We start from the raw sequence: 24096 nt of genomic DNA, 5'->3' as shown, positions 1-24096 counted from the left end.
TGGCTAAGACAAAAAGCCTTCTTCGATGCCCTTTGCCACGGCTGCTGCCCGGGTAGGCACCCCGAGGTTGCGCAACAGTGCCGAAACGTGAATGCGAACCGTGAATGGCGAGAGGTTGAGAACTTTCGCGATTTCCTTGTTGGATTTTCCCTGGGAAATAAAGGCCAGCATTTCCCGCTGGCGCTGACTAAGCTCAGGTGGTGCGTCAGTTTCGGTTATTAACGCAGGCGCGCCTGATTGGAGCCGAACGACGATCTCGCCCTTCAATATGGCCTCAATTGAGTTTCTCAGTTCAGAAGGTGGAACACACTTGCTCAAGAAGCCATCGGCACCTTGTGCTATGACACGATCTGCGTGATCGCGGTCCTCGACCATACTGACGACGATGATGGACGACCTTGAAAATTCCTTGCGCAACGCCGCCAACGAGCCTTGGATGCTTTCTCCGGAAAAATACAGGTCGACGAGAAACAAGCTGGGAGCGTCACCAGACCGCGCAACGGCCAGCATTTCCTGGAATGAACTCGCTTCGATGATTTCCGAGGCAGGTACGATTCGCTGGACGAGCCTTCTTAGGCCATCACGAAAAACCGGATGGTCGTCAGCGACGATAACTCTATCTTTCTGCACTCCTCTCGTATCCTCCCAGATACCACAGGGAGCACTATCTAGCACCCAAGAAGACTTTCGGCCAGATAGCGCGAATGTGCTACGTCGCCGGATGATTGCATGGCCAGTGCAGTTGCCATTTTCAACCTCAAGCAGTGAGGCTTGCCCGGGCTTTGATATAGTACAAGCGTGCTAGTGGCCTCGCGGCAACGATGCAGCATATAAGCGCTGAGTAGCGGTCCTCGATTGTGGCAAGAGCGCAAAGCAAAAACCAAGATGCAAACCGTACCGTATCCAAATGTCGAATACCTCGTTCGTGAACCGGCAGGTGCAGAGGTTGCAATGGTTGGCGGCGCAACCTCTCCATGCTACAGGTCCAATGGCAATCTTATGAATCGGCGTTTTTTCAGCCTTGAGGCTGCAAGAAATTTCAACTTTAGCGTGGATTTCAACGGCCACGAAGCCGCTGGTCGTTGGGTCGGAAAATCTACAAGAGGAATTTATGGCTAAATTTCCAGGAACGGCAGGCGTAGATCATTATAACGGTACGGACGCTGCCGATGAAATTACCGGACTTGAAGGAAATGACATCCTGAATGGGAATGGCGGGGATGACATTTTTTACTATAGCGGTTCAAACTTCGGGGTCGATACGATCAACGGCGGTTCCGGTGAGGACCAAATTCGGCTTTATGGTGATGTCAGTGTGAACTACGCTGATTTTGGCACCACGAAGCTTACCAGTGTCGAGAGTTTCAGCTTCTACGGCTATGATTTCAACGGAACTGCCAATGCCGACAACTTCAATTTTAGCGGCATCACGACCTTTTCGTCCAACCGCTATATGAATCTCTTCGACGGTGATGACAGATTTTTGGGCCACGGTGGTGCAAATTGGGTCAATGGCGGGTCAGGTAACGATTACATAAACGGTGCTGCCGGAAATGATGAGTTGGTTGGTGCCGAGGGCAACGATACGCTGATCGGCGGCAGCGGCGATGACATTTTCTGGATTGGTGGTAGCAGCTTCGGTATTGATAGCTTTAACGGTGGTGACGGATCGGACATCATTCGGCTGAGCGGCGACGTCATTGTGAATTACGCTGATTTTAGCGCAGCCAAGGTCACCAGCGTCGAGACTTTCAGCTTCTACGGCTATGATTTCAACGGAACTGCCAATGCCGACAACTTCAATTTTAGCGGCATCACAACCTTTTCTTCAAACCGCTATATGAATCTCTACGACGGTAACGATAGGTTTGTGGGCCACGGCGGTGCAAATTGGGTTAATGGCGGATCGGGTAACGATTACATAGACGGTGGTGCCGGAAATGATGAATTGGTTGGTGCCGAAGGCAACGACACACTGATCGGCGGCAGTGGCGATGACATTTTCTGGATTGGCGGTAGCAGCTTCGGTATTGATATCTTTAACGGTGGTGACGGATCAGACGTTATTCAGCTTAGTGGCGATGTCAGTGTCAGCTATGCCGATTTCGGCACAACCAAGGCCATCAGCGTCGAGACTTTCAGCTTCTACGGCTATAATTTCAATGGAACTGCCAATGCCGACAACTTCAATTTTAGCGGCATCACAACCTTTTCGTCCAGCCGCTATATGAACCTCTACGACGGTAACGACAAGTTTGTGGGCCACGGCGGCGCAAATTGGGTCAATGGCGGATCAGGGAACGATTACATAAACGGTGCTGCCGGAAACGACGAATTGGTGGGTGCCGAAGGCGACGACACGCTGATCGGCGGCAGTGGTGATGACATTTTCTGGATTGGTGGTAGTAGCTTCGGAAATGACACCATTGATGGTGGTGCGGGTTCTGATGTCATCAGGCTCGACAGAAACACCATGGTTTCAAGGGTAGATTTTAGCGCTACCAAAGTCAAAGGCGTAGAGTTTTTCAGCTTCTACGGTTATGATTTTAACGGAACGACCAGCGCTGACAGGTTCGACTTTAGTGGCATTCAACAGTTCTCCAGCAATCGAGTAATGTATCTGGACAACGGAAATGATGTGTTCATCGGCCACAATGGCACCAACTGGGTCAATGGCGGCACGGGCAAGGATTATCTTGATGGCGGAGCTGGCAACGACGAACTCACTGGTGCCGAAGATAATGATGTGCTGATCGGTGGTGCAGGAGCTGACAAGCTGGATGGTGGTGCAGGAACCGACACGGCTTCCTATGTCAGCGCCAAGGCCGGCGTAACCGCCAGCCTTGGCAATGCCGCCATCAACACAGGTGATGCCAAGGGTGACACCTATCTCTCTATCGAGTGGCTGGTCGGTTCGAGCTACGCCGACAAGCTCTACGGCAATAACGGTGCCAACCTGCTCGCCGGTGGCGCCGGCAATGATATCCTGGACGGCGGGGCGGGCACCGACAGGCTGGATGGCGGTGCAGGAACCGACACGGCTTCCTATGCCAGCGCCAAGGCCGGCGTAACCGCCAGCCTTGCCAATGCAGCCATTAACACAGGCGATGCCAAGGGTGACACCTATGTTTCCATCGAGCAGCTGGCCGGCTCAAACTACGCCGACAAGCTCTATGGCAACAGCGGTGCCAACCTGCTCGCCGGTGGCGCCGGCAATGACGTGCTGAACGGTGGCGCCGGCAACGACGTGCTGTATGGTGGTGTCGGGGCCGATTATTTGGTCGGCGGCGCGGGCGCCGATACGTTTGCCTTCAAGGCACTGTCCGATACGACTGTGGCTGCCGGTGGCCGCGACACGATCTTCGACTTCTCGGGCACCGGCGGTGACCGGATCGACCTGTCGGCGATCGACGCAAACACCGCAGTGGCGGGCAATCAGGCCTTTTCCTACCTTGGCACCGCTGCCTTCACCGGTAAGGCCGGAGAAGTGCGTTACGTCAAGGGTGCCTCCGACACCTATGTCTACGGCGATGTCAACGGTGACGGCAAAGCTGACTTCGCCATTCATCTGGATGATGCCGTGACATTCTCGAAGGGATATTTCCTGTTGTAAAGTCCGTACTCCACTGGAGTGGCCGGCATGAAAACTGCAATTGGTGTAATTGTTGTGCTGGTTTCTGTTTGTTCTCCTGCGGTCCACGCGCAGGAGAACCTTGGAGTTGCCGGTTTGGGCCAGAAGATCGACGAGCTGGACAGATTCATCCGACTCAATCCGGCGAGCCCGATTGCGCATACCGAGCGTGGCAAGATTCACTTGCCGGCGGGACACTTCAAGCAGGCGGTGGCCGATTTTACCGTCGCTATCACGCTCATCCCGCAAAACGCAACTGTCTACCGCAATCGCGGCGCCGCGTATTAGAGCGCGCCCAAGGGCGGAAAGTGATCAGGTCGTTATTTTTCCAGTTTGCTGGATATAGACCCTCGGACTGTTCGGGGCTGAGACAACCGAGCACGGAATGAAGTTTGCGTGTATTGCAAGCCTCCTCGAATAAGAGGGGAAGGTGTTCAGTCGCCTCTTCGAATGTTTCATAAGCCATTGGACAGACCGCTTCAGCCTTCAGTGTTTTCCTGAAGCTTTCGGCCTTGGCGTTGTGATACGGGCTCCCCCTTCTGCCCATCGAACCGACGAGACTGTTGTGAAAATTCTACGAGCTTCTGTTCGTACCTGATTGCGGCAAACGCCACTTTCGCCTTGAAGGCCGCGCCGGCGAGGTCGTCTTGTCATGGTATCTCCTATTCCCGGCATTTCAGCCTAAGTCAGGCATAAATTTCACTTATCCCCGCTGTTCAAATGTCCCGAGCTAGGTCTCGTCGTGAAGGATCGAATTTGTTGCCACCGGCCACTCCATGGACACGGTCGTCGACGTGCTCATAGCGCATCGTCGCATCTATGCGCGCCACGCCGGTCGGCATGTCGAAGGCAACCGCGTAATATTGGTTTGGCCGGTTGGCCGGCAGGTGCGAACCTTGATCTCGATCATCTTATGACGTCTCCGCAAACCGTTATTCGCCGACATCAGGTATGCGAGCGCCGGCGCTATCGAATAACGTTATATGCGCGGCATCGAAGGCGAGCCGGACATCCTGCTCCATGTGCACTTCCTCATCGGTGAAGATGCGCGCTGTAACCCGGCCATGGCTACCGCGCTCCATTGTGACAAGGCTTTCCGGCCCCATGTTCTCATTGGCAAACAACGTGCCGGTAATGGTGTTTCTGTCGTTAACCCGGCCGACGCGCAGGTGTTCCGGGCGAATGCCGAGTGTCATGCCGGCCGCAGCGGCAGTGGCATTTGCGTCGGAAACCGGCAGCGGTTCGATCGTCAAGCCATCCGCCCGCAGATGCAGCTTTCCGTCGGCCACCATCGCCTCAACGGGCACTAGGTTCATCGGCGGGTTGCCGACAAAATTGGCAACGAAGGTCGTGGCTGGCCGGCGATAGATCTCCATGGGCGGAGCGAACTGGACGATGCGCCCCTTGTCCATGACAGCGACGCGGGTTGCCAGTGCCATCGCCTCCGCCTGGTCATGGGTGACGTAGATTGCAGTCATGCCCATGTCGCGCTGCAAATGATTGAGAAAGGCACGAGCCTCGAGCCGAAGCTTGGCGTCCAGGTTAGAAAGCGGTTCGTCGAAAAGGTATACCTGGCTCGGATAGACCAGTGCCCGGGCGAGCGAGGTTCGCTGCTGCTGGCCACCGGAAATCTGGCTTGGCAAACGCTTCAGGAGATCACCAATCTTCAGCACGTCCGCCACGGATTTGGCACGCGCGTGGCGCTCTTCCAGCGGTTGGCCGCGGACTTTCAGTGGGTAGGCGATGTTATCGGCAAGTGTCATGTGCGGATACAGCGCATAATCCTGGAAGACCATCGAGATCTGCCTGTCCTTCGGGTGCATGTGGGTGACGTCATGTCCGCCAATCATCACTTTGCCGGACGTCGGTGTCTCAAGGCCGGCGATCATGCGCAAACTCGTGGTCTTGCCGCAGCCGGACGGGCCGAGCAGGCAGATGAATTCGCCATCATTGATGGAGAAGCTGATGTCGGGCACGGCCAGAAAGGAGCCGAAGCTTTTGGAAACGTTCTGGAATTCTACAGTAGCCATAAGACAGGATCCGTTAAGACTTGATGCCGCCAAAAAACCGGAAGCCGAACTTCCAGTTGACGAACAGATAAAGAATGATCACCGGCAGCGAATAGAGAAGCGCATAGGCACCGAGCAGGGTGACGATCGGTGTTCCTGCCTCCGAATAGAAGGAGTAGATCGCGACCGACGCCGGCATGAGGTTGTCGCTGCGCAGCAAGATGAAGGGGATAAGGAAGCCACCCCAGATGTTCACGAACGCCCAGACTACCACCACCACGATGCCCGGCCGGATGACCGGAAGCGCCACGTCGAAGAAAGCTTGGATAGGCGATGCGCCTGCAACCATTGCGCTTTCCTCATAGGAGCGCGGAATGGCATCGATAAAGTCGCGAAGGATGAACATCGCAGTTGGCAACAGTCCGCCCGCGAACACCAGGATAACGGCGAGGTGGCTATCGACAAGTCCGATGGCTGAAACGATCAGAAAGATAGGCACCATCGCTGCCGATCCGGAGACGACCGAAGAAAAAAGCAGGAGCAGGTAGGTGACCACACGTTTGCCCGGTATCGAAGAGCGCGAGAGCGCGTAGGCCGCAAGTGTCGCGGCACCCCCGATGAGGATCACGCCCCCGAAAGCCTGGATCAGACTGTTCAGCAGCGCCTTCATCGCAAAGGCGTTTTCGAAGACCGTGCGAAAATTCGATAGTGTGAACGGGGAGGGGATGGCGAGGCCCAGTTCAGCGCGTGCGTTGAACGGCGCAAAAATAAACCAGACCAGCGGAAGCGCAAAAGCGGCGCCGAGAAACGAGGCAAGGGCAGAAAAGCCGATGCGGGAGAAATAGCGGCTCATTGTTCCGTCTCCTCCGGCTTCTTGCGCGCGATGCGCAGATAGACGAGCGCGAAGGCAAGGTTGATCAGCATGATGACGACACCGACGGCGGCGCCCTTGCCAAACTCGAAGTCCTTGAATGCAACACGGTAGGTATAGATCGACAGAATCTCGGTCCTGTAGGAGGGCCCACCATTGGTGAGCAGAAAGGGCGTGAAGACGTTGAAGGTCCACATCGTAATAAGGATAAGGTCCGTCACCACATGTCCACGGATCAACGGCATGGCGATGTCGCGCAGCTTCTGCCAAGAGGTGGCACCGGCCACGTCGGCAGCCTGGAAGTAACTTGGCGGGATTGACTGGAAAGCTGAGTTGAACAGCATCATGGAGAATGCCGCACCACGCCAGGTATTGAAGAAAACGATGACCAGGAACGGCTGTTGCAGCAGCCAGTCCCCCGGCGGGAGGCCCAGGCTACGCAGAATGGTGTTGAAGGTGCCGTTGTCGTAGTCGAGGAACGCGAACCATGCGAAGCCGATTACCACCTCAGGCAAGATCCACGCAGCGATGACTGCCGTCTGCAGGCCTGACTTCACAGGTGGAGGTACTGATTGGCTCAACCAAGCGAGCAGCAGGCCCAATAGGGCTTGGCCTAAAAGTGCCGATAGCAACACAAACTGGATCGTCAGGATCAGTGAGAAACCGAACTGGCCGCGCGTGAAGAAAGTGTCGGGATTAAAAAGAGAGACATAGTTTTGCAAACCGACAAAATCAGGATGAAGTGCCGTGGTGCCGAGCAGCGTGCGGTTGGTAAAGGAAACGATAATCACCCAGAAGAAAGGGATGATCACGAACAGGCCAACCAGCGCAGCTGCAGGCGTCAGGAAGAGCGCGCCCGCGCGCGTGGAAAGCAGGGAAAAATTCTTCATGAAGGATTTCGCCAATCCGGCGCCGTTGTTTCAAAGGGCCGGCCGGAGCAAACGTGCACCGGCCGGAATTCTGGTTAGAGCCGGCTGACCGTTTTTTCAGCGCCGACTATGCCCGTGACAGCGGCCTTGAACTGGGCCATTGCCTCTTCCGGCGAAAGTTCTCCCGATACGACGCTTTCAGTCATCCGTTGGATTTCGGCGGAAACCTTGTTGTAGTTGGAATCGTTTGGCCGGGCTGTGGTGAGCGGCAGAAGCTGGGTAGACGTCTCGGTCAGGAATGGCGCGTTCGGGATCGCCACATCGTCGCGGATGCGGATGGCGGGCTGAATTTCCTGGAAGGCATCAAGTTGCTCGCGGCTATTCATGAACGAGAGTAGCCCCCAAGCTTCCTTTGGCGCATCCGAGTTCGGATTGATGACAAAGCCCGTGCCGCCGGAGATGGTAACAAAGTCCTGACCCTTCAGACCGTGGCCGGGTTCGATGGCGGGCATCTTCTTCCAGGTCATGACCGTGTCACGGTCTGCGACCGCGAACTCCGCGCCAGGTGCGGTGACCGAACGGTAAAACCAGTCACCTTCCACCAGCATCGCCGTCTTGCCATCCCGGAAGCTGGCGAAAGTGCGGTTGCGGCCGTCAGCCAGTAACTGGGCGCGCTGGTCGCCGAGTTTTTCATCGACGTAGATGGTCTTGTAAAGCTTCAGCGTATCGAGGATGCCCTGGCTTGAAACGATATACTTGCCGGTCTCGTCGGTGACGCCCTCGCCGGTACCGAGCAGCGCCATCCAGTAGCCCTGCATGGTGGTTGCCTCACCCATGGATACGCCAGCGTTGATTTGCAGCGGGAACGATTCCGGATCAGCAGCCTTGATTTTGCGGGCCGCATCAAGGAGCTCGCTCCACGATTTCGCCTGCCAGGTATCAGCGTCAATGCCCGCTTTCTGGAAAAGGTCCTTGCGCACGAACAACATTCGGGCATCGGTGCCGAGCGCTATACCGTACGGTTCCCCCTGGTAGCTCATCAGCGCCTTTGGGCCTTCGGCAATGTGGCTCCAGCCTTCCCAGGTATCGACCTCCGGGCCGGCAACGTCCGAGAGCGGCTTCAAGAGTCCACCTTGTACGAAGCTTGGAATAAGAAAGCCGTCGAACTGAGATATGTCGGGTCCGGCACCAGTGGAGAAGTCTAGTGCGAGCTGCTGTGTCAACTGCTCGTCCTCACCGCCAAATTGGTTAAGTTTGACGGTTACGTCCTTGCCTTCTGCCTTCATCTTGGCGGTGAACGCCGGGATGACCTTCTGTTCGATCCATTCGGCAGTGCCGCTATTGACGCCACCGATAACGCAGCGGCAGGTAATATTGAGGTCAACGGCGAGTGCGGGGCCGGCCAAGGCGATCATCGCCGTCGTCCCCAGCAACAGTGACCGGATATAAGTGTGCATTAAAACTCCTCCCGAGAATTTGGTGCGGTAGATCCGCCACCGTTGCCTACACCCCGAGCATCGACTCCGGCTCCTCCGCCAGTTTTATGTGTCGCTCCTCCGTGCCAAGAATGAACACGCTTTCATTTTTGTCAACCCTCCATGAAAGTGGCTTTCCTGGATCTTGCGATAAGCCGCGATTTGTGACGAAAAATGGGGGTTTTCTGGAAATAATCTTGACCAGTTGGCGGGGGTAGTACAAATTCAAATGAACACGCTTACAAAAATGTGGCGAAACGTCGGATGATTGAGTGAATGGAACGGAAGATGGTGCGCGCGACAGCCGACATGGTGGCCAAAGAAGCCAATGTGTCGCGAGTCGCTGTTTCCCGTGCTTTTAATCCGAACGCATCGCTTAAAGCTGATAAGCGCGACCGCATTCTGCAGGTGGCACGTGAATTGAACTATACGCCAGACATGGCGGCGCGCTCGCTGGTGACTCGACGTTCCCATTTGGTCGGAGTGATCGTTCCGGATGTGTGTAGTGCTTGGGAAAGCCAGGAGATCGACGCGCTGACCAGTGCGCTGCAGGCGGAAGGGTTTGCCACGCTTCTGTTTAAAGCCAAGGCCGATCTGAGTATCGATCTGACGTTGTTGACCTATATGCGCGGATTCAATCCAGACTCGGTCATTACCTTCACGGAGAATGTTGATCCGGAGATACTGGGAGGTTTTCTGGATCGCGCCGTCCCGATCTACGTCATTTACGATGGCAACGAGGGTCTGGCTGGCCGCCGTCACGATACTCTGTTCGACAGGCTCGTCGTGCGTCAGCGCGACGGCATCGAGCAGGCGGTAGCCTTGTTGCAGGGATACGGTGTCAAGCGCATTGCCTACCTAGGCGGCAAGACGCAGTCGCTCGCCAATGTCGAGCGCAGCCGCATGATCAGCGAGATCATGGCCGAGCGCGGCATGGCACCGCCGATCATGGTTGAGAGTGACTATACCTATGATACCGCTTACAGCGCTACGATGGACCTCTTTCGCGTCGGCGATGGTGCTGACGCCATCTTTGCCTCGAACGATGTCGGCGCTTTCGGTGCGATTGACGCCCTGCGCCACGAACTTGGACTGAGCATTCCTGGCGACGTCAAGATCGTCGGTTTCGACGACATCCAGCAGTCGCACTGGAAAAGCTACAATCTTACCACCGTCCGGATCGACCTGGACGAGCGCGTTCGCGCTCTCGTCCGCCTGATTCTCAGACGCCTCAAAACGCCCGACGCCGGCCCGCTGGTCGAAACTTTAGGCACACGCCTCGTCGTGCGCGGCACCGTCGGCTGAACGGACACTTCATGGCAGAAAAATGCGTGCATCTGGTCTTCAAGACCCACCTCGATATCGGTTTTACGGACCATGCAGAAAAGGTCCGCCAACTTTACCACGAGCGTTTCATTCCACAGGCGATCGAAACCGGCGCACATTTTTACGATGAGAATCCAACTGAGCCGAAATTCATCTGGACCACGGGCGCCTGGCTGATCTGGGACTATCTTAATTCTCGATCGGCAGAAGAGATCAGGGCACTCGAACTGGCGATTGCAAAGGGCCTTATCCGATGGCACGGTTTGCCTTTCACCACCCACACGGAGTTGATGTCGCCGGACCTTTTTCGCGCCGGGCTCTCCTATTCGCAGGAACTCGACCGGCGCTTCGATACGACCACAATCGCCGCCAAGATGACGGATGTGCCCGGCCACACGTTAGGAATGGTGCCGTTGCTGGCCGAAGCCGGAATCCGATTCCTTCATCTCGGCGTCAACACAGCCTCTCCGCCGCCGCAGGTGCCGGATATCTTTCGCTGGCGTGCGCCGGGCGGGGAGGAAGTCCTGGTCATGTACCAGCGTTCCTACGGCGAAACCCATTTTCCGGAAGGCTTCTCTGACGGGCTTAGCTTTGCCCATACCAGCGACAATATCGGCCCGCAGAGTGTTGCCCAGACTGCGGAAACCTATCGCGCACTGCACCGCCAGGAACCGCATGCGACGATCAAGGCTGCAACGCTTGATGACTACGGCCGGCTGCTTTGGGCCAAACGTGACGTCTTTCCGGTCGTAGAGCTGGAGCTCGGTGATAGCTGGATCCACGGCAGTGCCAGCGATCCGCAAAAAACCGCCCGTTTTCTAGCGCTTCAGCGGCTTTATGATCGCTTTGCCGCAGAAGGCTTGACCTCCGCCAGGCACGCCTTTGGTCAGCGGCTGACCATGGCGGCCGAGCATACCTGTGGCGTGGATATCAAATCCTACCTGCGCGATGACCGGGCCTGGTCGCGCACGGACTTCAAGGCCGCGCGCCGCACGGATTTCCGTTTCGCCTACTCAGAAGCCTCCTGGTCCGAGCAGCGGGCTTATCTCGATCAGGCCGTCGCAGAACTCGATGGCGGAGATACGGAAGCTGCTGGGATCGCGATGGCCCAACTAACAGCACCGCCGGTTCCGGCAATTGCGGAGCGCGCAACGACGCTTTCGATCGGCGGTTGGACGATTGAACTGGATGGCATCTCGGGCGATGTGAGCGCCATAACTGCTCCATCCGGCCGCACTGTGCGGGGGGATGGACGTTCGCTGATCGGCTATCGCTACGAGAGCTATGATGCTTCCGACATAAATCGGCATATGGACACCTATCTCACCCACCGTCAGGAATGGGCCGTTCTGGATCATGACAAGCCTGGGTTAGAGCGCTCCGGAGCCGCTTTGTCGGAAAATTTTGTGCCCGCATTGGAGAATGCGGGGGGGGCGAGTATTATCCTGTCAATGCCCAGCCGCGCCGCCTCCCAGTATGGAGCGCCTGAGCTCGTATCAATATGCTTCTCTGAACGCGGCGATGCTCTCGAGCTGCGCGTCACGCTGCATGCCAAGCCGGCGAACCGCATGCCGGAAGCAAGTTTTATCACCTTCACGCCGGCGGGCGGCGCCGATTGGAGGCTACGGAAGATGGGACTTTGGCACGATGCTCATGCCATTGCTCCGGGCGGAGGAGCACAGCTGCAGGCAGTGAGCGGCACGCGCTGTGCGCTGGAAGACGGTGTTGTACTTTCGATTGAGCCATTGGATGCCCCTCTGGTCGCCCCCGCGAGTTGGGATTTCATGACCTACTGCAAGGACGTCCCCGATTTTGGCGGAGGTATTCGCTTCAATCTTCACAACAACAAGTGGGGAACCAATTTCCCAATGTGGTGCGAAGGTGACATTTCCGCACGCTTCCGGATCTCTCTCTCCTAGCACCATTCGCGTGTTCAACCTGGCGATTGGCGTGCGTAAGAACGAGCCTGAACTTTTGGCCAAACTCAACGAATGGGTGGTCGCCAACGTGAGGAACGGCAAACTTAATGCGATCTACGAGAAATATCACGGAGCACCGCTCCCCGCAGAAATCGTCAATCCGAAATAACTGATAGGTGTCTTTGGCTGGACGAAAGCAATAATGGCTTTCGTCCTTTTTTCGGAAGGACAGTCGGCCTGATTTTGATCCTTAGTGCCATTGCGTTGATCTTGTCGGTCGGCTGACGCTCCAAAACCGTAAAAGGCTATGCTTGCACATGATCACTGACAAAGCTCTGGCAACCTTCAACGGACAGTCACTCCTATACGGGAGGGGACTGTCCGTAGCTATAGATCAGCCGGTCACCCCTTCGGTCGGCATGCCCTTCGTCAGCTCCAGTGCCTGACGCTCGAACAGCCCGCGATAGATTCCGCTGTTGCGCCGGATGAGGCTGGCGTGGGTGCCTTCCTCGGCGATCTGTCCGTGGTCGAAGACCAGCAGACGGTCGAGCGCACGGACAGTCGACAGGCGGTGAGCAACGACAAGTGTCGTGCGGCCCTGCATCAACCTCTCCATCGCCTGCTGGATGAGCATCTCCGATTCCGAATCAAGGCTCGAGGTCGCCTCGTCGAGGATCAGGATCGGCGCATCGGCCAGGAAAGCGCGGGCGATGGCGATGCGTTGCCGTTCGCCACCGGAAAGCTTGATGCCGCGTTCGCCGACAAGCGTTGCATAGCCCTTTGGCAGCGCTTCGATGAAGTCGTGGGCACTGGCAAGCCGCGCAGCAGTCCTGATTTCCGCTTGCGTGGCCGTTGGCCTCGCATAGGCGATATTTTCCGCCAGCGAGCGGTGAAACAGGATGGGCTCCTGCTGCACGATGGCGATCTGGCGGCGAAGTGAAGTCTGCGCCACCTTGGAAATATCCTGCCCGTCGATCGAGACTACACCTTGGTTGACGTCATGGAGCCGTTGGATCAGCTTGATGAAGGTCGTCTTTCCCGAGCCGGAATGACCGACGAGACCAACCCGCTCACCCGGCTTGATGGCGACCGAGAAGTCCTTGTAGAGCGGGGCATGATGGTTGCCGTAATGAAAGGTGACGTTATCGAACGTGATCAAGCCGGCCTTCACATGGAGAGCAGGGGCGCCCGCAACGTCTTCTACGCCCAAAGGCTGCTCATGGATGGTGACGAGCTCTTCCATGTCGTTGACCGACCGCTGCAGGTTGCGGATATGCATGCCGACTTCACGCAGATAGCCTTGAAGGATAAAAAAGGCAGTCAGAACGAAAGTGATGTCGCCGGCATTGGCCTTGCCGTTGGCCCAGAGCCAAAGCGCAAGACCCAGCACGCAACCGCGCAACAGGCTGAGCAGCGCATTCTGCAATGTGCCGTTCAGGGTGCCCCGCGTCCAGGTGCGTCCTGTGCGATCCTGCCATTTGCGTGTCACTGCGGAGAGACGCTCGTCTTCCCGGTCTTCGGCGCCAAAGGCCTTGACCACGGCATTGCAGGTCACGGCATCGGCGAGGGCGCCGCCAAGGCGTGTATCCCAGCTGTTGGCCATGCTCGCCATCGGCGCAACATAGCGCAAAGCCATGGTTGCGGTGAACGCGATGAACAGTACGGATCCGGCGCCGACCAGCAATCCCATCATCGGCCAGTACCAGGTCATCAGAATGGTCGAGCCGATGAGCATGACCAGCGATGGGAATAGCGCGACGAAGACGGTGTCATTGAGCAGATCGAGCGCCCACATGCCCCGCGTGACCTTGCGGACGGTGGAGCCAGCAAAGCTGTTGGCGTGCCAATCGCTCGAAAAACGCTGGATATGGGAGAAGGAATTCGCTGCAATCTCCGACATCGACTTCAGCGTGAAGCCGATGATGGCGGTGAAAGTGGCATGCCGCAGGATGACCGCGCCGATCGACAGCGCCATCAACCAACAGAAAGCGTTGACGGCATTGTTCCAGGTTGTGGGGTCGCTCGCATGTCCGGACACCACCGCATCGACCAGACGGCCGGAGAACAAAGGCGTCAGTACATCTGCAACCGTTGAAAGCATCACTGTGAGCAACATAAAGGAAGCGCGGCCCGGCTGATGCTTCCAATGAGCCCAGCAAAAACGGAAAACGCTGCGAAAAGCCCCGCTACGGCGGGATCTAAAACCAAAGGCCATGGATTTATGCGGCTTTCGCCGGCTCCGTCATAAGGATAAGGAAAAGGATGTCCGCGCAAAACCGCGCGAAATGGTTTGGTGAGAAAGGATTGACCGGAAGATTAGCACCAGTCCATCAGGTTCTGCCGCGTTGGAAAACGCTGACGGCTTCAGGCGATATGCGCGGAAGCCACCGGGGAGTTGGAAAAATTAGCCATCGAAAACTCCCTGGAACCGTGTTGATGATGCGCAACCCTAGATCAGTTGTGCGCGCAGGCCAAGTCAGTCCAGAGAGATTTTCGACAGAGCGTAGAGATGTGGCATACTTGCAACAACAGTGCGTGAGCTCTTCTCGGGAAGGACGTTAGCGGCCACCGACAGCTGGGAGCCCCGGCGGCATGACCACGAGCCATTATCCAGCATGCGTCCTTGAGCGGCCATATGGCGGATAATAGCTTCGTATCCTTTCAGGCCCCGGAATCCTGGCTATTTGCTGGCAATATTTCCTAACCCCGTGCACGAAGCGCGGCGGTCAGCGGCAGTCGCGTGGCGGCGATGGCGGGGAGGGCGCCGCCGAGTATGCCGATGGCGAGGCCGAGCAAGCCTGATGTCAAGAGTACGCCGGGCGTGACGGCGAGCTGGAAGGCCATGCGGGCGTTGTTGGCGCCGATGGTGCTTGCCTGCCAGCCGTTGAAGATCAGCCAGGAGACGAAGAGGCCGAGGATAACGCCGGCGCCCGCAAGCACCACGGCTTCAACCCATGTGCCGAGAAAGGCCGAGAGGCGGCTGAAGCCGAGCGCACGAACGGTGGCGATCTCCACGGTCCGGTCGGTAACGGAACTCATCATCGTATTGAGCGCGCCTGCGGTCGCACCCACCGCCATCAATAACGCAAGCGGCCAGCCGAACAGGCGGATGAGGCTCGCGGTGCGTCCGGACTGTGCGGCATAAAGATCGGCTTCGGAAAGGACAACGAGCGGAGTCCCCGTGATCGTGGCGATCTTGTCCTTTAAGCGCTTGAGCGCGGCGGGATCAATGAGACGGAGTTTCAGGCTTTGTACCTGCCCCTGCCGGTCAAAAGCAGCGCGCACGGCGTCGAGGTCGGCCCATATTTCAGATTCGAAGGCGCTGCCCCGGGCGGAGAAATGCCCCACGACCGTCCAGTCGACCGCGCCAAGGCGGACCACGTCACCGACGCGGAGGCGGAACTCACTGGCAAGACGGTTCCCAACGACGATCTCGCGAGCACCCTGCGCAAAGACCCGTCCGGCCGAAAGGCTGATTCCATCGCGGATCGACGGACCTGCCGCGTCCATGCCACGCAGGGCCAGCGTGCGTACCGTCCCGTCCGCCGCATGCTTCACATCGACGGGCACGACGATCTCCCGGGACGAGATGAGCTTGCCGTTAGCATCACGGGCGGCGCCGAGGTCGCCGGTCATGGCATCGAGCGTGCGGATAACGGCTGAGGGTATATCGGAGCCCATTTCCTGATTGGTCCCGCCGCCAAGAATGACGGCGACGGAGGGCGAGCCGGCGGCGGTCAGTGCTGTCTCGAACCCTTTCGCCATGGATAGGAAGCCTGCGAGCACGCAGACGACGAGCGCGACCGACAGCATCATGGAGGCGGAAATCGCAAAACGGCGCGGCAGGCTGGACAGATTGGTCCGGATCATCACGAGTGCTTGTCTGCTGTGGGTGGACATGGGATTTACCTCGTTCTGAAAGCTTTGATGATGGGGGTTCGCACCGCATTGAAGGCCGGCAGCGCACCGGTCGCAAGGCCAACGGCGGCGATGATGATCAGCCCTTTGACAAAAACCGGCGCGGAGAAAACCAGCCCCAATTCCGGGCCGGCAAGCATGGCGGCGAGCTTTGCCAGGCCAAGGCCAAGGCCGCCGCCCACGGAGAAGACGAACAGGGTCTCGCCGAGAACAAGCGCCGTGATCCCGAGACGGGGGAAGCCGAGCGTCTTCAGCACACCGATCTCGAATGTGCGTTCGCGGACGGCAAAGACCATGGTGTTGACGACGATCATCAGCAGGGTGACGAAAGCAGCGCCGACGACGAGGTTCACGATTAGGCCAACATCGGCATATTGGCGCAGGAAGGCTTCGAGGAATTGTCTTTCCGATTGCGTCCGTGTCGGCGTGGCGGAGTTGGCGAAAAGGCTATCGAGCCGGGCGGCAAGCTCCCCTGGCGAGGTGCCCGCGCGTGGCTGAACGATGAAGGCATCAACGGTGTCCTTGCCGCGCGCGCGGGCGGCGTTGACGTAGTCGTAGCGGGCGATCATGAAATAGGTGTCGGTGGCGGCGTTTTCGCCCTCGAAGATTCCGGCTATCTCAAAGCTCCAATCACGACCACCGTCTTCTCTCGGCGTATCGAATGCTGTGACCGTCGCACGCTGGCCGACGGCCCATCCCTGCGCCTCCGCCAAAGCACGGCCGACCAGCACCCTGTTGCGGGCCTGGCCGATTGCCGCCACCAGGGCGGGCGTCAGCCCCAGGCCCTTGCCATTGACGGCCAGCAAGCGATTGGGATCGGCGGCGCTAATGGCGACGATGTTTTTCTCGATATCGACGAAGCCGCGCAGCCGTGTGACATAGCCAACTGCCGCAACATCGGGGTCGGCGGCAATGCGCGCCATTGCCGCCATCGGCAACGGCTGCGTGCGCCCGCCCGCGCTGATCACGCCAAGAATGTCGTCGCTGGCGCCAGCCGCCCCTTGCGTTCCGTTGAGGAAGCTGGCGGTCAATCCATAGATCAGGAAAGCGACTGTGATCGAGATTATGAGCAGCACAGTGCGCAACGGCTTTCGCCAGGCATTTTTTCGGGCGAGATCGAAAAAAGTCATCAGGCGGCCCTCTTCTCTTCAACGAAATCGCCCTTGTCGAGATGCAGCGTGCGGCGGGCATAGAGGGCGGCCTGTGGGTCGTGCGTCACCATGACGATGGTTTTTTCCAAGTGCCGGTTGAGGAAGCGCAGCATCTCCAGAACCTCGTCGGCGGACTTGCGGTCGAGGTCGCCGGTCGGCTCGTCACAGAGCAGCAGGCCTGGATCGGAGACGATGGCTCGAGCAATACCGATGCGCTGCTGCTGGCCGCCGGACATCATGGCCGGATATTGTTTTTCGCGGCCGGCCAGCCCGACGAGATCGAGGACCTTATCGACGCGGATGCGCCGCTCCTTGCGCGTAAGCGGTTTCAGCAGCAGCGGCAGCTCGACGTTCTCGGCTGCCGTCAGCATGGGTAGCAGATTGTAGAACTGGAAGACGATACCCATGTTGTGCGCCCGCCAGGCGGAGCGCGCCGCTTCGCCCATCTGATCGAGGCGGCTGGTGCCGATCCGCAATGTTCCGGCATCCGGCCGGTCGATACCGGCCAACATGTTGAGTAGCGTCGATTTTCCCGATCCGGAGGGGCCCATGACGGCAACGAAATCGCCATGCGGGATGGCCAGATCGAGTCCCGAGAAGATGGAAATCGGCTCTCCGCCGATGCGGTATGCCTTCCTGACTCCGCTCAGCGCAATGTAGGGGTTGGCAGTCTCGGTCATTGTGTTGGTCCTTCTGCTTCATCGAGGGTAAGGCGAATGCGGGCCGCCATATTTGGACGGATGCCCCGGGGCGGATCAGCAAGCGACAGGCGGAGCGTGACGGTGCCCTTTTCTGCGGAGGCGACGGGCGCCAGCCGCAGGACGGCAACGTCGAAGGGTTGATCGGGGAAGCCGTCGAGTACCGCTTGGCCACGGAGGCCAGGGTTCAGGGCGGCGATGGTGGTTTCCGCCACATCGGCGTCGATGACGAGGCTTTTGGTATCGGTGATCGTGAGCAGGCTCTGGCTTTCGCGGACGCTGTCGATACGTGCCAGCACCGTGTCGCCGACACGCGCATCGAGACGGGTGACCGTGCCGGCGAACGGTGCGCGAACGGTCAGTTCGGCCACCCTTTCCTCGGCGATGCGAATGGCGAGATCAGCGCTGTCTGCAGATTGCCGCGCTTGCGCCACCGCGTTTAATGTCCTCTCCGTTGTGGCGCGTGCGTCTTCCAGCGCCTGTCTCGACGTCGCGTCGCGGACAGCGAGGATTTTGGTGCGATCCAGCAGGCTGCGGGCCTGCGCAAGATCGATATTGCGCGCGGCAAGGACCAGTTCCGCCTGAGCCTTCGCAGCACGCGCCTGTTCAAGCGCGAAACGGGCGCCAGCATCCTCAAGTGTCACCAGAATCTGGCCCGCTTCGACAGCGTCGCCCAGCATCGCGGCGATCTCTGTGATCCGGCCTTCATATTTGGCGAACACCGTCGTCATGCGCGGCGCAACGACGTAGCCGGAGCCAGTGATCTCGCGCCCGGCCGGGATGGGATTACGGACGGTTGATTGTTCTGCGATGCGCTCGCCCTGGGTTTGCGTCACAGGGACGGGGTCGACAGTTGCGTACTCCGGTTCTGGCAAGGCACCGAACATGGTTTCGAACTGGCGAACCACGTCTGGTCGATAGAGAACGATGCAGGCGGTGCCCGCGAGCATCAGCGCGCAAAGGCAAGCAGGCACTGTCAGACGCCGAAGCGTCGGCTTCGGTTCCTGAGCCTCGTGGGGGACGACTTCAAGCGATAGCGACTTGAGCGTCTCGGCGCGATTTCGGCCGTATTCGGTGATGATATCGAAATGTGTGTTCATGCCGGGCATCATGACCGGCGAGGGCGCAAGCGCGACCTGGAACGCGTTATGGGTCGTGCTTGATCGCGATCGGGGACATCGCCGCCTTCCGCTCACGCCATTCGAGTGGCGACATTTCGGTGACGCGGCGGAATTCTCGGTTGAAGTTGGACTTGGTCTGGAAGCCCACCTCGAACATGATCTCGGTCACGGCCTTGTCCGTTTCGACGAGCAATGCGCAGGCCTCGGCGATGCGGTGCTCGTTGACATATTGCGAAACGTTCTTGCCGGTCGCCCGGTTGATCGCCGAGGAAATCTGCCGGGCCGGTATGCCCAGCTTGCGCGCGAGCCGATCGAGGTTGAGATCGACATCGCGATAGGCGCGCTTGGCCGCCATCAACGCCTCGATGGCCGACAGCGTTTCCTTGTCCCCGCCCGTATCAGACCGCACGGCGGCTTCGACAGTCTCCGTCACCGCGTGGCTTCGGCTCGCGGTTGCAGCGGCAATCGACAGAATGATCAGCGAGGCAAGATTTCCGGCCGCAATCAGCGGTGGGGAATGTTCTCCCCGCATCCAGGTCAGGTCAAAAAACACGAATGTATCGATGGCTGCGGATAAGAGCAGCGCAAACGCGGCAAAGAGGATGGCGCGGTAGGCGGGCGCGGCTTCTTCAAAAGGCGCGAGGCGCAACGCATCTGTCCCCGTCCGCATCAGCAGCAGGATCGCAACCGCATAGGCGATGAAGTTCACCACGAGAGCCATGTCGATAGCATCACGCCACGTCGCCAGCAACACGACGATGATCAACACGGGAACGGCATGGAGAAAGAGCCGGCCCGCCACGGGAGTACGGCTCCTGCGCACCAGCTCAGTCACCCCCGCATAGGCGAGCGGCGGCACGGTGGCGGCAGTCACCGGCGCGAGATACATGATGGCGCCCCGCACGCCATATCCCCAGCGCAGGCCAGAGAGCAGCGACAGGAATGCGCTGACGAGGATAAGCGCCAAAAAAGGCCGGTTCGCAGGCCGCTCATCGCCGTGCCGCACGGCGGCAACGAAGAGAACAATCAGCAGGATAGAGACAACGAAAGGAAGCGGGACGAACGGCATGGAAATCCGGTGCGGGAATGGAAGGAAGATGTTTTAGCCATCCTGCCCTACATGACAAGCTCGCGCGACCTTTATCATGTTTCAGGCCATACAGAATGACCGAACTGTTTTGGCCTTTGCACCGATATCAACTTGCGCGCCAGGTCAGCCGCAACATCACTCCCTTCACTGAAATAACTCCGTGCCCCAATCGCTGTCAGTGGCCTACGGGCTGGATCAGGTTGGCCACAATCCTGAAAGCGCCGGGTACGAGCTTATCAAGTTGGTGGTGCAGAACGAGGCTGACATGGGTATGCCGCCCCTTGCCAATCTCTGCCGAGATAAGTGCACCTTGGAGCGGATTTTCGCCAGGATCGTTCATCGACAGCAGAGGTTGATATGCCTCGTGCCAACGTGCCGGGAAATAAAGTCCCCGTTCCTTGTCCCACCCATGCCAATCGCTGGCCTCGATCTTATTCGGGCCGATCATCAGCGGGTGCTCCGGCATCAGGATGTTGACAACCGCTGCCGGATCGGTGACCCGCCAGCGTACGGAAGGCGAGCCGATCTCGATGTCCAGCGGTGGCGTTTCAGCTGGATTCCAGCCATCGGAAGGCCGATGATAAAGCGTCACGAGGTGCCCGCCATTTTCCACGAAACGACGAAGCCGCGAGGTGGCCGCTTTCAGATCCTTGCGGATACCGAAGGCGAAAATGCCGACAACGATCGTCGTGAATGCCGAGAGGTCGCCAGCCATTGCCGTTTCGTCGAGTTCGGTCACGTCGATGCCCATACGGTGAAGCCAGAGACCGACGCGATCAGCGCCGCCGCCGGCATAACCGACCTTGGCTCCCGTCGGCAGCTTCAAGTCGAGAGCGAGAACGGACAGGGTCTCGGCTCCCCGAAACGCGGAGCGTCCGATATGGGGATAGGCAATCGGCGTCACTCGCATCGCCGGCTGACCGTCGATCATTGGTGTGAGCACGGTCAAGCCGGGTGCCATGGAGGCTGGCGCCTTCACATGGAAACCGCCAACACGCCGATCGACAGACCAGCCTTCCGGCGCAGCGAAATCGATATGCGCCTCGGTGCCTTGTGCTTTCACGTCCCACTGGCGGAGCTTGGCATCAAGCGGGAGGATGATCGCGTTTGGCGACAATACCAGCGAGTGGGCTGGAGCAAGGGACAGGGGCTCCTCAAGATCGACGCGCATCTTGACCAGGCGCCCATCGATTTCCGTGGAGATTTCCGCAAACGCATCGCCATTGCCGCCCATGCTTGACCAGGCTGGAGTGTACTGCGGAGTTAATGGCGCATCCGTTGCGGCGGCTAAGGCAAAGATGATCTGATCGTCAGCGCCTGGCTGCCGGGTGGCCGATACGCCCTCAGGCAGATGGAGATCGACGTTCAGAGAAGCGCCGCCGCCCGTATGCAGCGTCAAAAGCCCTTGGGTGCCGGGCGACAGAGTCGCCGTCGTCGCGACGGCCCTGACCGCAAGACCCTGCGCGGCAAAGATTGCAGTATCGATGTGTGAAAGCGTCCGCTCAAGCCGATGTCCATGCAGGTCCAGCAGGGTTGCATTCCCGGCCGCAAGAGCCTCATCGATCGAGCGGGCCGCCTGCAGCAGCGCTTTGGAAATGCGGGAGGCGTCGGGGAAACTGTCGATGGCTTCGGCAATGCAGGTGTCGGCTGTCGCCAGTGCATCGACAACAGTCTGGGACACGCCGGACTGCTCACCAAGCTGGGCAAGCGTGGTGGGCAGGCCATCGAAGATGGAGGCCTCATTTCCGGCGCCAGTTACGGCGTGTCGGAGATGCAGCGGCCAATCTTTGCGCGGCTGGTCGCGCCAGCGGCCCATGCCTTGGGAGGCATGATAATAACGTGACCACTCGCCAATATGATCATAGCTCGCACCTGTGGCCGGTTCCACGCCGGATGCCTCGATCAGAAGGGTGGCGAGGGGCGGCGGTACCTCGTCGTCATAGGTATCACCGCCGCCGGACCAGGCCGGCAGATAAAATTTCGAAACCGCCCATGGTTTTAAACCTTCGGACATATGCTCCGGAAATGCTGTGGGATCGGCGGCCAGCCGAAGAGCCGTCTCGGCCGCCCGTGTCATCGCCCGGTGATGGCCATGTTGACCCGGAACGTCGAGAAATGTCGGCAGCACGATATCTGGCCGTTCGGTTCGATAGGCGCGCACCAGCCGCTCGACCGTTCTCTCTTCGCCCCAACGGGCGAAGGTCTGGTCGCCATTTTTTGAAAACCCAAAATCATGAACCGGATCGCAGGGGCCATGCCCCAGCCAGTGGATATCGGCGTCTAGTTCACGCGCGGCCTCTTCCATTTCGCGGCTGCGCACGATGCCAAGCGCGCCGAGCCGCTCCGGGCCGAGGGTGCTCTGGCCGCCTTCGCCGCGCGTGGAGCAGGCAATCACGACGCGCATGCCGAGCGCCAGCCGAAGATAGGCGAGCAGACTGCTATGCTCATCGTCCGGATGAGCACCGGTGTTCATGATGCTAACGGTGGAATTCAGCCGGGACAGAGCCCGATGCAGGCCGATCAGCGAAGGGTTCTGTTTCTGTCTCTCGATACGCTCGCGATCGGTCAGCATGCTCTCTCCCACTATCTCTTCTTGTCTGCTGTCGGCCAGCCCGGTTCAGGCCACTTTGTCTGTCATGCCTGTTGGCGATGTCTCCATTTTCGGAGTCATCGCTTCGAACAGTGGCAGCGCTGCAGCACCGAGCGCTGCAGTCAGCTGCCCGGTCTGGCCGCGAATGACGCGCGGCAGCGCGCGTGTACGGCGGCTTGCGACGGAGACAGGCAGAGCCTGCAGCGCGTCTATGATATCGTCGATAACGGCATCCGGCAGCGCACCGCCCAGAATGAGAGTCTCCGGATCGAGAACGTTTTCGAGCATCGCGACAATCGGCGACAGATATTCCGCCGTTTCTGCGATCCATTCTCGAACCACCGGATTGCCCTCCTTGTGCAGCACCTCAATGGCCTCGAAATCGGATTTCTCGAAGCCGGCTGCTGCGAGCTTTTCTTTCAGAGCGTAGACCGAGGCGTAGCGCTCCAGGCAACCATTCTGGCCGCAGGCGCAGGGCCGGCCGCGCGGAGCGACGACGACATGGCCGATTTCACCGGCATTGCCGAACGCACCGCGAAATGGTGCGCCGTCATGGATCAGACCCAGCCCGACGCCTACGCCGAAATAGATCATGCCGAAATTAGAAATCGTTCGCCCGGCGCCGAACAGGCGCTCGCTGACGGCGGCGGCATTGGCATCGTTTTCGACGATGACCGTTTCGCCACTCGCCGCACTCAGAACCGCTGCCGCATCAATCGATCCCCAGCCCGGCAGTGTGGTCGGGCCAACGGAGCTCATACCTTCGATCTCGAATGGGCCGGGCATGACGACGCCGATACCCAGCAGCTTTGACGGAAACTGAGTGCGCACGGCTTCGACCTGCCGCGCAAAAAAGGGAACGATGTATTCCGGCCGGGTATCCTGCACCGCGACGATCGATTTCGAGCGAAGCTTTCCCGAGAGGTCGAGGACGGACGTGACCATATGGTCAGCCGCGATTTCAATGCCGATGGTGATGGCTCCATCCGGATTGACAGCAAACTGGATTGGTGGCTGGCCACGGCCCGAACGCAGGCGGCCGATTTCCATGAGCAGGTGTTCGTCGACGAGTTCATCGACGATATTGGCGACAGCCTGTGCCGTCAGCTGGGCCAGCTTGGCGATGTGCATGCGTCCGAGAGAACCATGCATGCGCACGACATCCATGACGACGCGCCGGTTATGATCCCGGCTGCGTTCCGGGTTTTTCCCGATCGCGATCTGTTGCTTGCCTGATTGCCGCACCATTTCGACTACCTCTGCCGTTGCGGCATAGGGATAGCGCCACTGTGCAGTACACCGCAATACAATAATTAAACTAAATTATCTTATTGACAAAACGTGGCGGCCGGATGAGCCTTATGAAATCGCGAACCTGCGATCATTGAAAAGGGAAGGGTGGCCCTCGGGCCGTTGGAGATCCTTCCG

The 24096-nt window shown here is 58.7% G+C and carries 20 protein-coding genes; 6 read left to right on the top strand and 14 right to left on the bottom strand.

Features of this window, described 5'->3' with window-relative positions; all coding sequences use genetic code 11:
- Nucleotides 1-3 precede the first annotated feature (3 nt).
- Nucleotides 4-630 (bottom strand): LuxR C-terminal-related transcriptional regulator, encoded by a 627-nt coding sequence (locus ACQY8Q_RS04665; protein WP_428425130.1) that lies wholly within the window; start codon nt 628-630, stop codon nt 4-6.
- Nucleotides 631-885: 255 nt separating this feature from the next.
- Here ACQY8Q_RS04665 and ACQY8Q_RS04660 point away from each other — a divergent pair, with 255 nt between their 5' ends.
- Genes ACQY8Q_RS04660 through ACQY8Q_RS04650 form a run of 3 tightly spaced genes read left to right on the top strand, consistent with a single transcriptional unit; the run spans nt 886 to nt 3919 of the window.
- A complete protein-coding gene (locus tag ACQY8Q_RS04660; protein ID WP_428425128.1) occupies nt 886-1119 on the top strand; it encodes a hypothetical protein in 234 nt (77 codons plus the stop codon).
- Complete coding sequence (locus ACQY8Q_RS04655) at nt 1112-3613, top strand: calcium-binding protein (RefSeq protein WP_428425126.1); 2502 nt, start codon at nt 1112-1114, stop codon at nt 3611-3613. The genes ACQY8Q_RS04660 and ACQY8Q_RS04655 overlap by 8 nt, the downstream gene beginning before the upstream one ends.
- A gap of 27 nt (nt 3614-3640) precedes the next feature.
- Nucleotides 3641-3919 (top strand): tetratricopeptide repeat protein, encoded by a 279-nt coding sequence (locus ACQY8Q_RS04650; protein ID WP_428425124.1) that lies wholly within the window; start codon nt 3641-3643, stop codon nt 3917-3919.
- Here the strand turns inward: ACQY8Q_RS04650 and ACQY8Q_RS04645 are convergent.
- The 5 genes from ACQY8Q_RS04645 to ACQY8Q_RS04625 form a co-directional block, all read right to left on the bottom strand.
- Nucleotides 3870-4178 carry an integrase core domain-containing protein gene (locus ACQY8Q_RS04645; RefSeq protein ID WP_428425122.1) on the bottom strand — a complete coding sequence of 103 codons (309 nt, stop codon included), beginning with the start codon at nt 4176-4178 and terminating at the stop codon, nt 3870-3872. The genes ACQY8Q_RS04650 and ACQY8Q_RS04645 overlap by 50 nt on opposite strands.
- 385 nt (nt 4179-4563) lie before the next feature.
- Nucleotides 4564-5661: an ABC transporter ATP-binding protein gene (locus ACQY8Q_RS04640; protein WP_428425120.1), complete on the bottom strand. Its 1098-nt coding sequence runs from the start codon at nt 5659-5661 to the stop codon at nt 4564-4566.
- 13 nt (nt 5662-5674) lie between these two features.
- On the bottom strand, nt 5675-6493 hold the full coding sequence (locus ACQY8Q_RS04635; protein WP_428425118.1) for a carbohydrate ABC transporter permease: 819 nt from the start codon (nt 6491-6493) through the stop codon (nt 5675-5677).
- A complete protein-coding gene (locus tag ACQY8Q_RS04630; protein WP_428425116.1) occupies nt 6490-7401 on the bottom strand; it encodes a carbohydrate ABC transporter permease in 912 nt (303 codons plus the stop codon). Before ACQY8Q_RS04630 ends, ACQY8Q_RS04635 begins: the two co-directional genes overlap by 4 nt.
- Nucleotides 7402-7475: 74 nt before the next feature.
- A complete protein-coding gene (locus ACQY8Q_RS04625; RefSeq protein WP_428425114.1) occupies nt 7476-8837 on the bottom strand; it encodes an extracellular solute-binding protein in 1362 nt (453 codons plus the stop codon).
- 294 nt (nt 8838-9131) lie between these two features.
- Here ACQY8Q_RS04625 and ACQY8Q_RS04620 point away from each other — a divergent pair, with 294 nt between their 5' ends.
- Genes ACQY8Q_RS04620 through ACQY8Q_RS04610 form a run of 3 tightly spaced genes read left to right on the top strand, consistent with a single transcriptional unit; the run spans nt 9132 to nt 12269 of the window.
- Nucleotides 9132-10160, top strand: a complete 1029-nt coding sequence (locus ACQY8Q_RS04620) for a LacI family DNA-binding transcriptional regulator (protein WP_428425112.1) — start codon at nt 9132-9134, stop codon at nt 10158-10160.
- Nucleotides 10161-10171: 11 nt separating this feature from the next.
- Nucleotides 10172-12100, top strand: coding sequence for a DUF5054 domain-containing protein (locus ACQY8Q_RS04615; protein ID WP_428425110.1), 1929 nt, complete (start codon nt 10172-10174; stop codon nt 12098-12100).
- A gap of 10 nt (nt 12101-12110) precedes the next feature.
- A complete protein-coding gene (locus ACQY8Q_RS04610) occupies nt 12111-12269 on the top strand; it encodes a hypothetical protein (protein WP_428425108.1) in 159 nt (52 codons plus the stop codon).
- A 225-nt stretch (nt 12270-12494) separates the two neighbouring features.
- Here ACQY8Q_RS04610 and ACQY8Q_RS04605 read toward each other — a convergent pair whose 3' ends face one another.
- From ACQY8Q_RS04605 to ACQY8Q_RS04570, 8 genes are all read right to left on the bottom strand, one after another.
- Nucleotides 12495-14315, bottom strand: coding sequence for an ABC transporter ATP-binding protein (locus ACQY8Q_RS04605; RefSeq protein WP_428425106.1), 1821 nt, complete (start codon nt 14313-14315; stop codon nt 12495-12497).
- Nucleotides 14316-14800: 485 nt separating this feature from the next.
- On the bottom strand, nt 14801-16000 hold the full coding sequence (locus tag ACQY8Q_RS04600) for an ABC transporter permease (RefSeq protein ID WP_428425104.1): 1200 nt from the start codon (nt 15998-16000) through the stop codon (nt 14801-14803).
- A gap of 5 nt (nt 16001-16005) precedes the next feature.
- Complete coding sequence (locus ACQY8Q_RS04595) at nt 16006-17148, bottom strand: ABC transporter permease (RefSeq protein ID WP_428425102.1); 1143 nt, start codon at nt 17146-17148, stop codon at nt 16006-16008.
- Nucleotides 17148-17849, bottom strand: coding sequence for an ABC transporter ATP-binding protein (locus ACQY8Q_RS04590; RefSeq protein WP_428425100.1), 702 nt, complete (start codon nt 17847-17849; stop codon nt 17148-17150). The genes ACQY8Q_RS04595 and ACQY8Q_RS04590 overlap by 1 nt, the downstream gene beginning before the upstream one ends.
- Nucleotides 17846-18967 carry an efflux RND transporter periplasmic adaptor subunit gene (locus ACQY8Q_RS04585; protein ID WP_428425098.1) on the bottom strand — a complete coding sequence of 374 codons (1122 nt, stop codon included), beginning with the start codon at nt 18965-18967 and terminating at the stop codon, nt 17846-17848. The genes ACQY8Q_RS04590 and ACQY8Q_RS04585 overlap by 4 nt, the downstream gene beginning before the upstream one ends.
- 46 nt (nt 18968-19013) lie before the next feature.
- Nucleotides 19014-20057, bottom strand: a complete 1044-nt coding sequence (locus ACQY8Q_RS04580) for a helix-turn-helix domain-containing protein (RefSeq protein ID WP_428425096.1) — start codon at nt 20055-20057, stop codon at nt 19014-19016.
- Nucleotides 20058-20253: 196 nt separating this feature from the next.
- Nucleotides 20254-22650: a PIG-L family deacetylase gene (locus ACQY8Q_RS04575; RefSeq protein WP_428425094.1), complete on the bottom strand. Its 2397-nt coding sequence runs from the start codon at nt 22648-22650 to the stop codon at nt 20254-20256.
- 45 nt (nt 22651-22695) lie between these two features.
- Entirely contained in the window at nt 22696-23916 is a 1221-nt protein-coding gene (locus ACQY8Q_RS04570) for an ROK family protein (protein ID WP_428425092.1), read from the bottom strand.
- Nucleotides 23917-24096: the final 180 nt, after the last annotated feature.

This window comes from Pararhizobium sp. (assembly GCF_965279435.1).
GTDB lineage: Bacteria > Pseudomonadota > Alphaproteobacteria > Rhizobiales > Rhizobiaceae > Pararhizobium.
The sequence above is the reverse complement of the archived record's forward strand: the minus strand, read 5'-3'. Positions and strand labels throughout refer to the sequence as shown.

Excerpts from the sequence above, each read along its gene's own strand:
- ACQY8Q_RS04600 (WP_428425104.1), bottom strand. The coding sequence starts at position 16,000 with ATGTCCACCCACAGCAGACAAGCACTCGTGATGATCCGGACCAATCTG.
- ACQY8Q_RS04575 (WP_428425094.1), bottom strand. The coding sequence starts at position 22,650 with ATGCTGACCGATCGCGAGCGTATCGAGAGACAGAAACAGAACCCTTCG.
- ACQY8Q_RS04645 (WP_428425122.1), bottom strand. The coding sequence starts at position 4,178 with ATGGGCAGAAGGGGGAGCCCGTATCACAACGCCAAGGCCGAAAGCTTC.
- ACQY8Q_RS04570 (WP_428425092.1), bottom strand. The coding sequence starts at position 23,916 with ATGGTGCGGCAATCAGGCAAGCAACAGATCGCGATCGGGAAAAACCCG.
- ACQY8Q_RS04650 (WP_428425124.1), top strand. The coding sequence starts at position 3,641 with ATGAAAACTGCAATTGGTGTAATTGTTGTGCTGGTTTCTGTTTGTTCT.
- ACQY8Q_RS04595 (WP_428425102.1), bottom strand. The coding sequence starts at position 17,148 with ATGACTTTTTTCGATCTCGCCCGAAAAAATGCCTGGCGAAAGCCGTTG.
- ACQY8Q_RS04620 (WP_428425112.1), top strand. The coding sequence starts at position 9,132 with ATGGAACGGAAGATGGTGCGCGCGACAGCCGACATGGTGGCCAAAGAA.
- ACQY8Q_RS04655 (WP_428425126.1), top strand. The coding sequence starts at position 1,112 with ATGGCTAAATTTCCAGGAACGGCAGGCGTAGATCATTATAACGGTACG.
- ACQY8Q_RS04635 (WP_428425118.1), bottom strand. The coding sequence starts at position 6,493 with ATGAGCCGCTATTTCTCCCGCATCGGCTTTTCTGCCCTTGCCTCGTTT.
- ACQY8Q_RS04590 (WP_428425100.1), bottom strand. The coding sequence starts at position 17,849 with ATGACCGAGACTGCCAACCCCTACATTGCGCTGAGCGGAGTCAGGAAG.
- ACQY8Q_RS04580 (WP_428425096.1), bottom strand. The coding sequence starts at position 20,057 with ATGCCGTTCGTCCCGCTTCCTTTCGTTGTCTCTATCCTGCTGATTGTT.
- ACQY8Q_RS04630 (WP_428425116.1), bottom strand. The coding sequence starts at position 7,401 with ATGAAGAATTTTTCCCTGCTTTCCACGCGCGCGGGCGCGCTCTTCCTG.
- ACQY8Q_RS04625 (WP_428425114.1), bottom strand. The coding sequence starts at position 8,837 with ATGCACACTTATATCCGGTCACTGTTGCTGGGGACGACGGCGATGATC.
- ACQY8Q_RS04585 (WP_428425098.1), bottom strand. The coding sequence starts at position 18,967 with ATGAACACACATTTCGATATCATCACCGAATACGGCCGAAATCGCGCC.
- ACQY8Q_RS04605 (WP_428425106.1), bottom strand. The coding sequence starts at position 14,315 with ATGGCCTTTGGTTTTAGATCCCGCCGTAGCGGGGCTTTTCGCAGCGTT.
- ACQY8Q_RS04640 (WP_428425120.1), bottom strand. The coding sequence starts at position 5,661 with ATGGCTACTGTAGAATTCCAGAACGTTTCCAAAAGCTTCGGCTCCTTT.
- ACQY8Q_RS04615 (WP_428425110.1), top strand. The coding sequence starts at position 10,172 with ATGGCAGAAAAATGCGTGCATCTGGTCTTCAAGACCCACCTCGATATC.
- ACQY8Q_RS04660 (WP_428425128.1), top strand. The coding sequence starts at position 886 with ATGCAAACCGTACCGTATCCAAATGTCGAATACCTCGTTCGTGAACCG.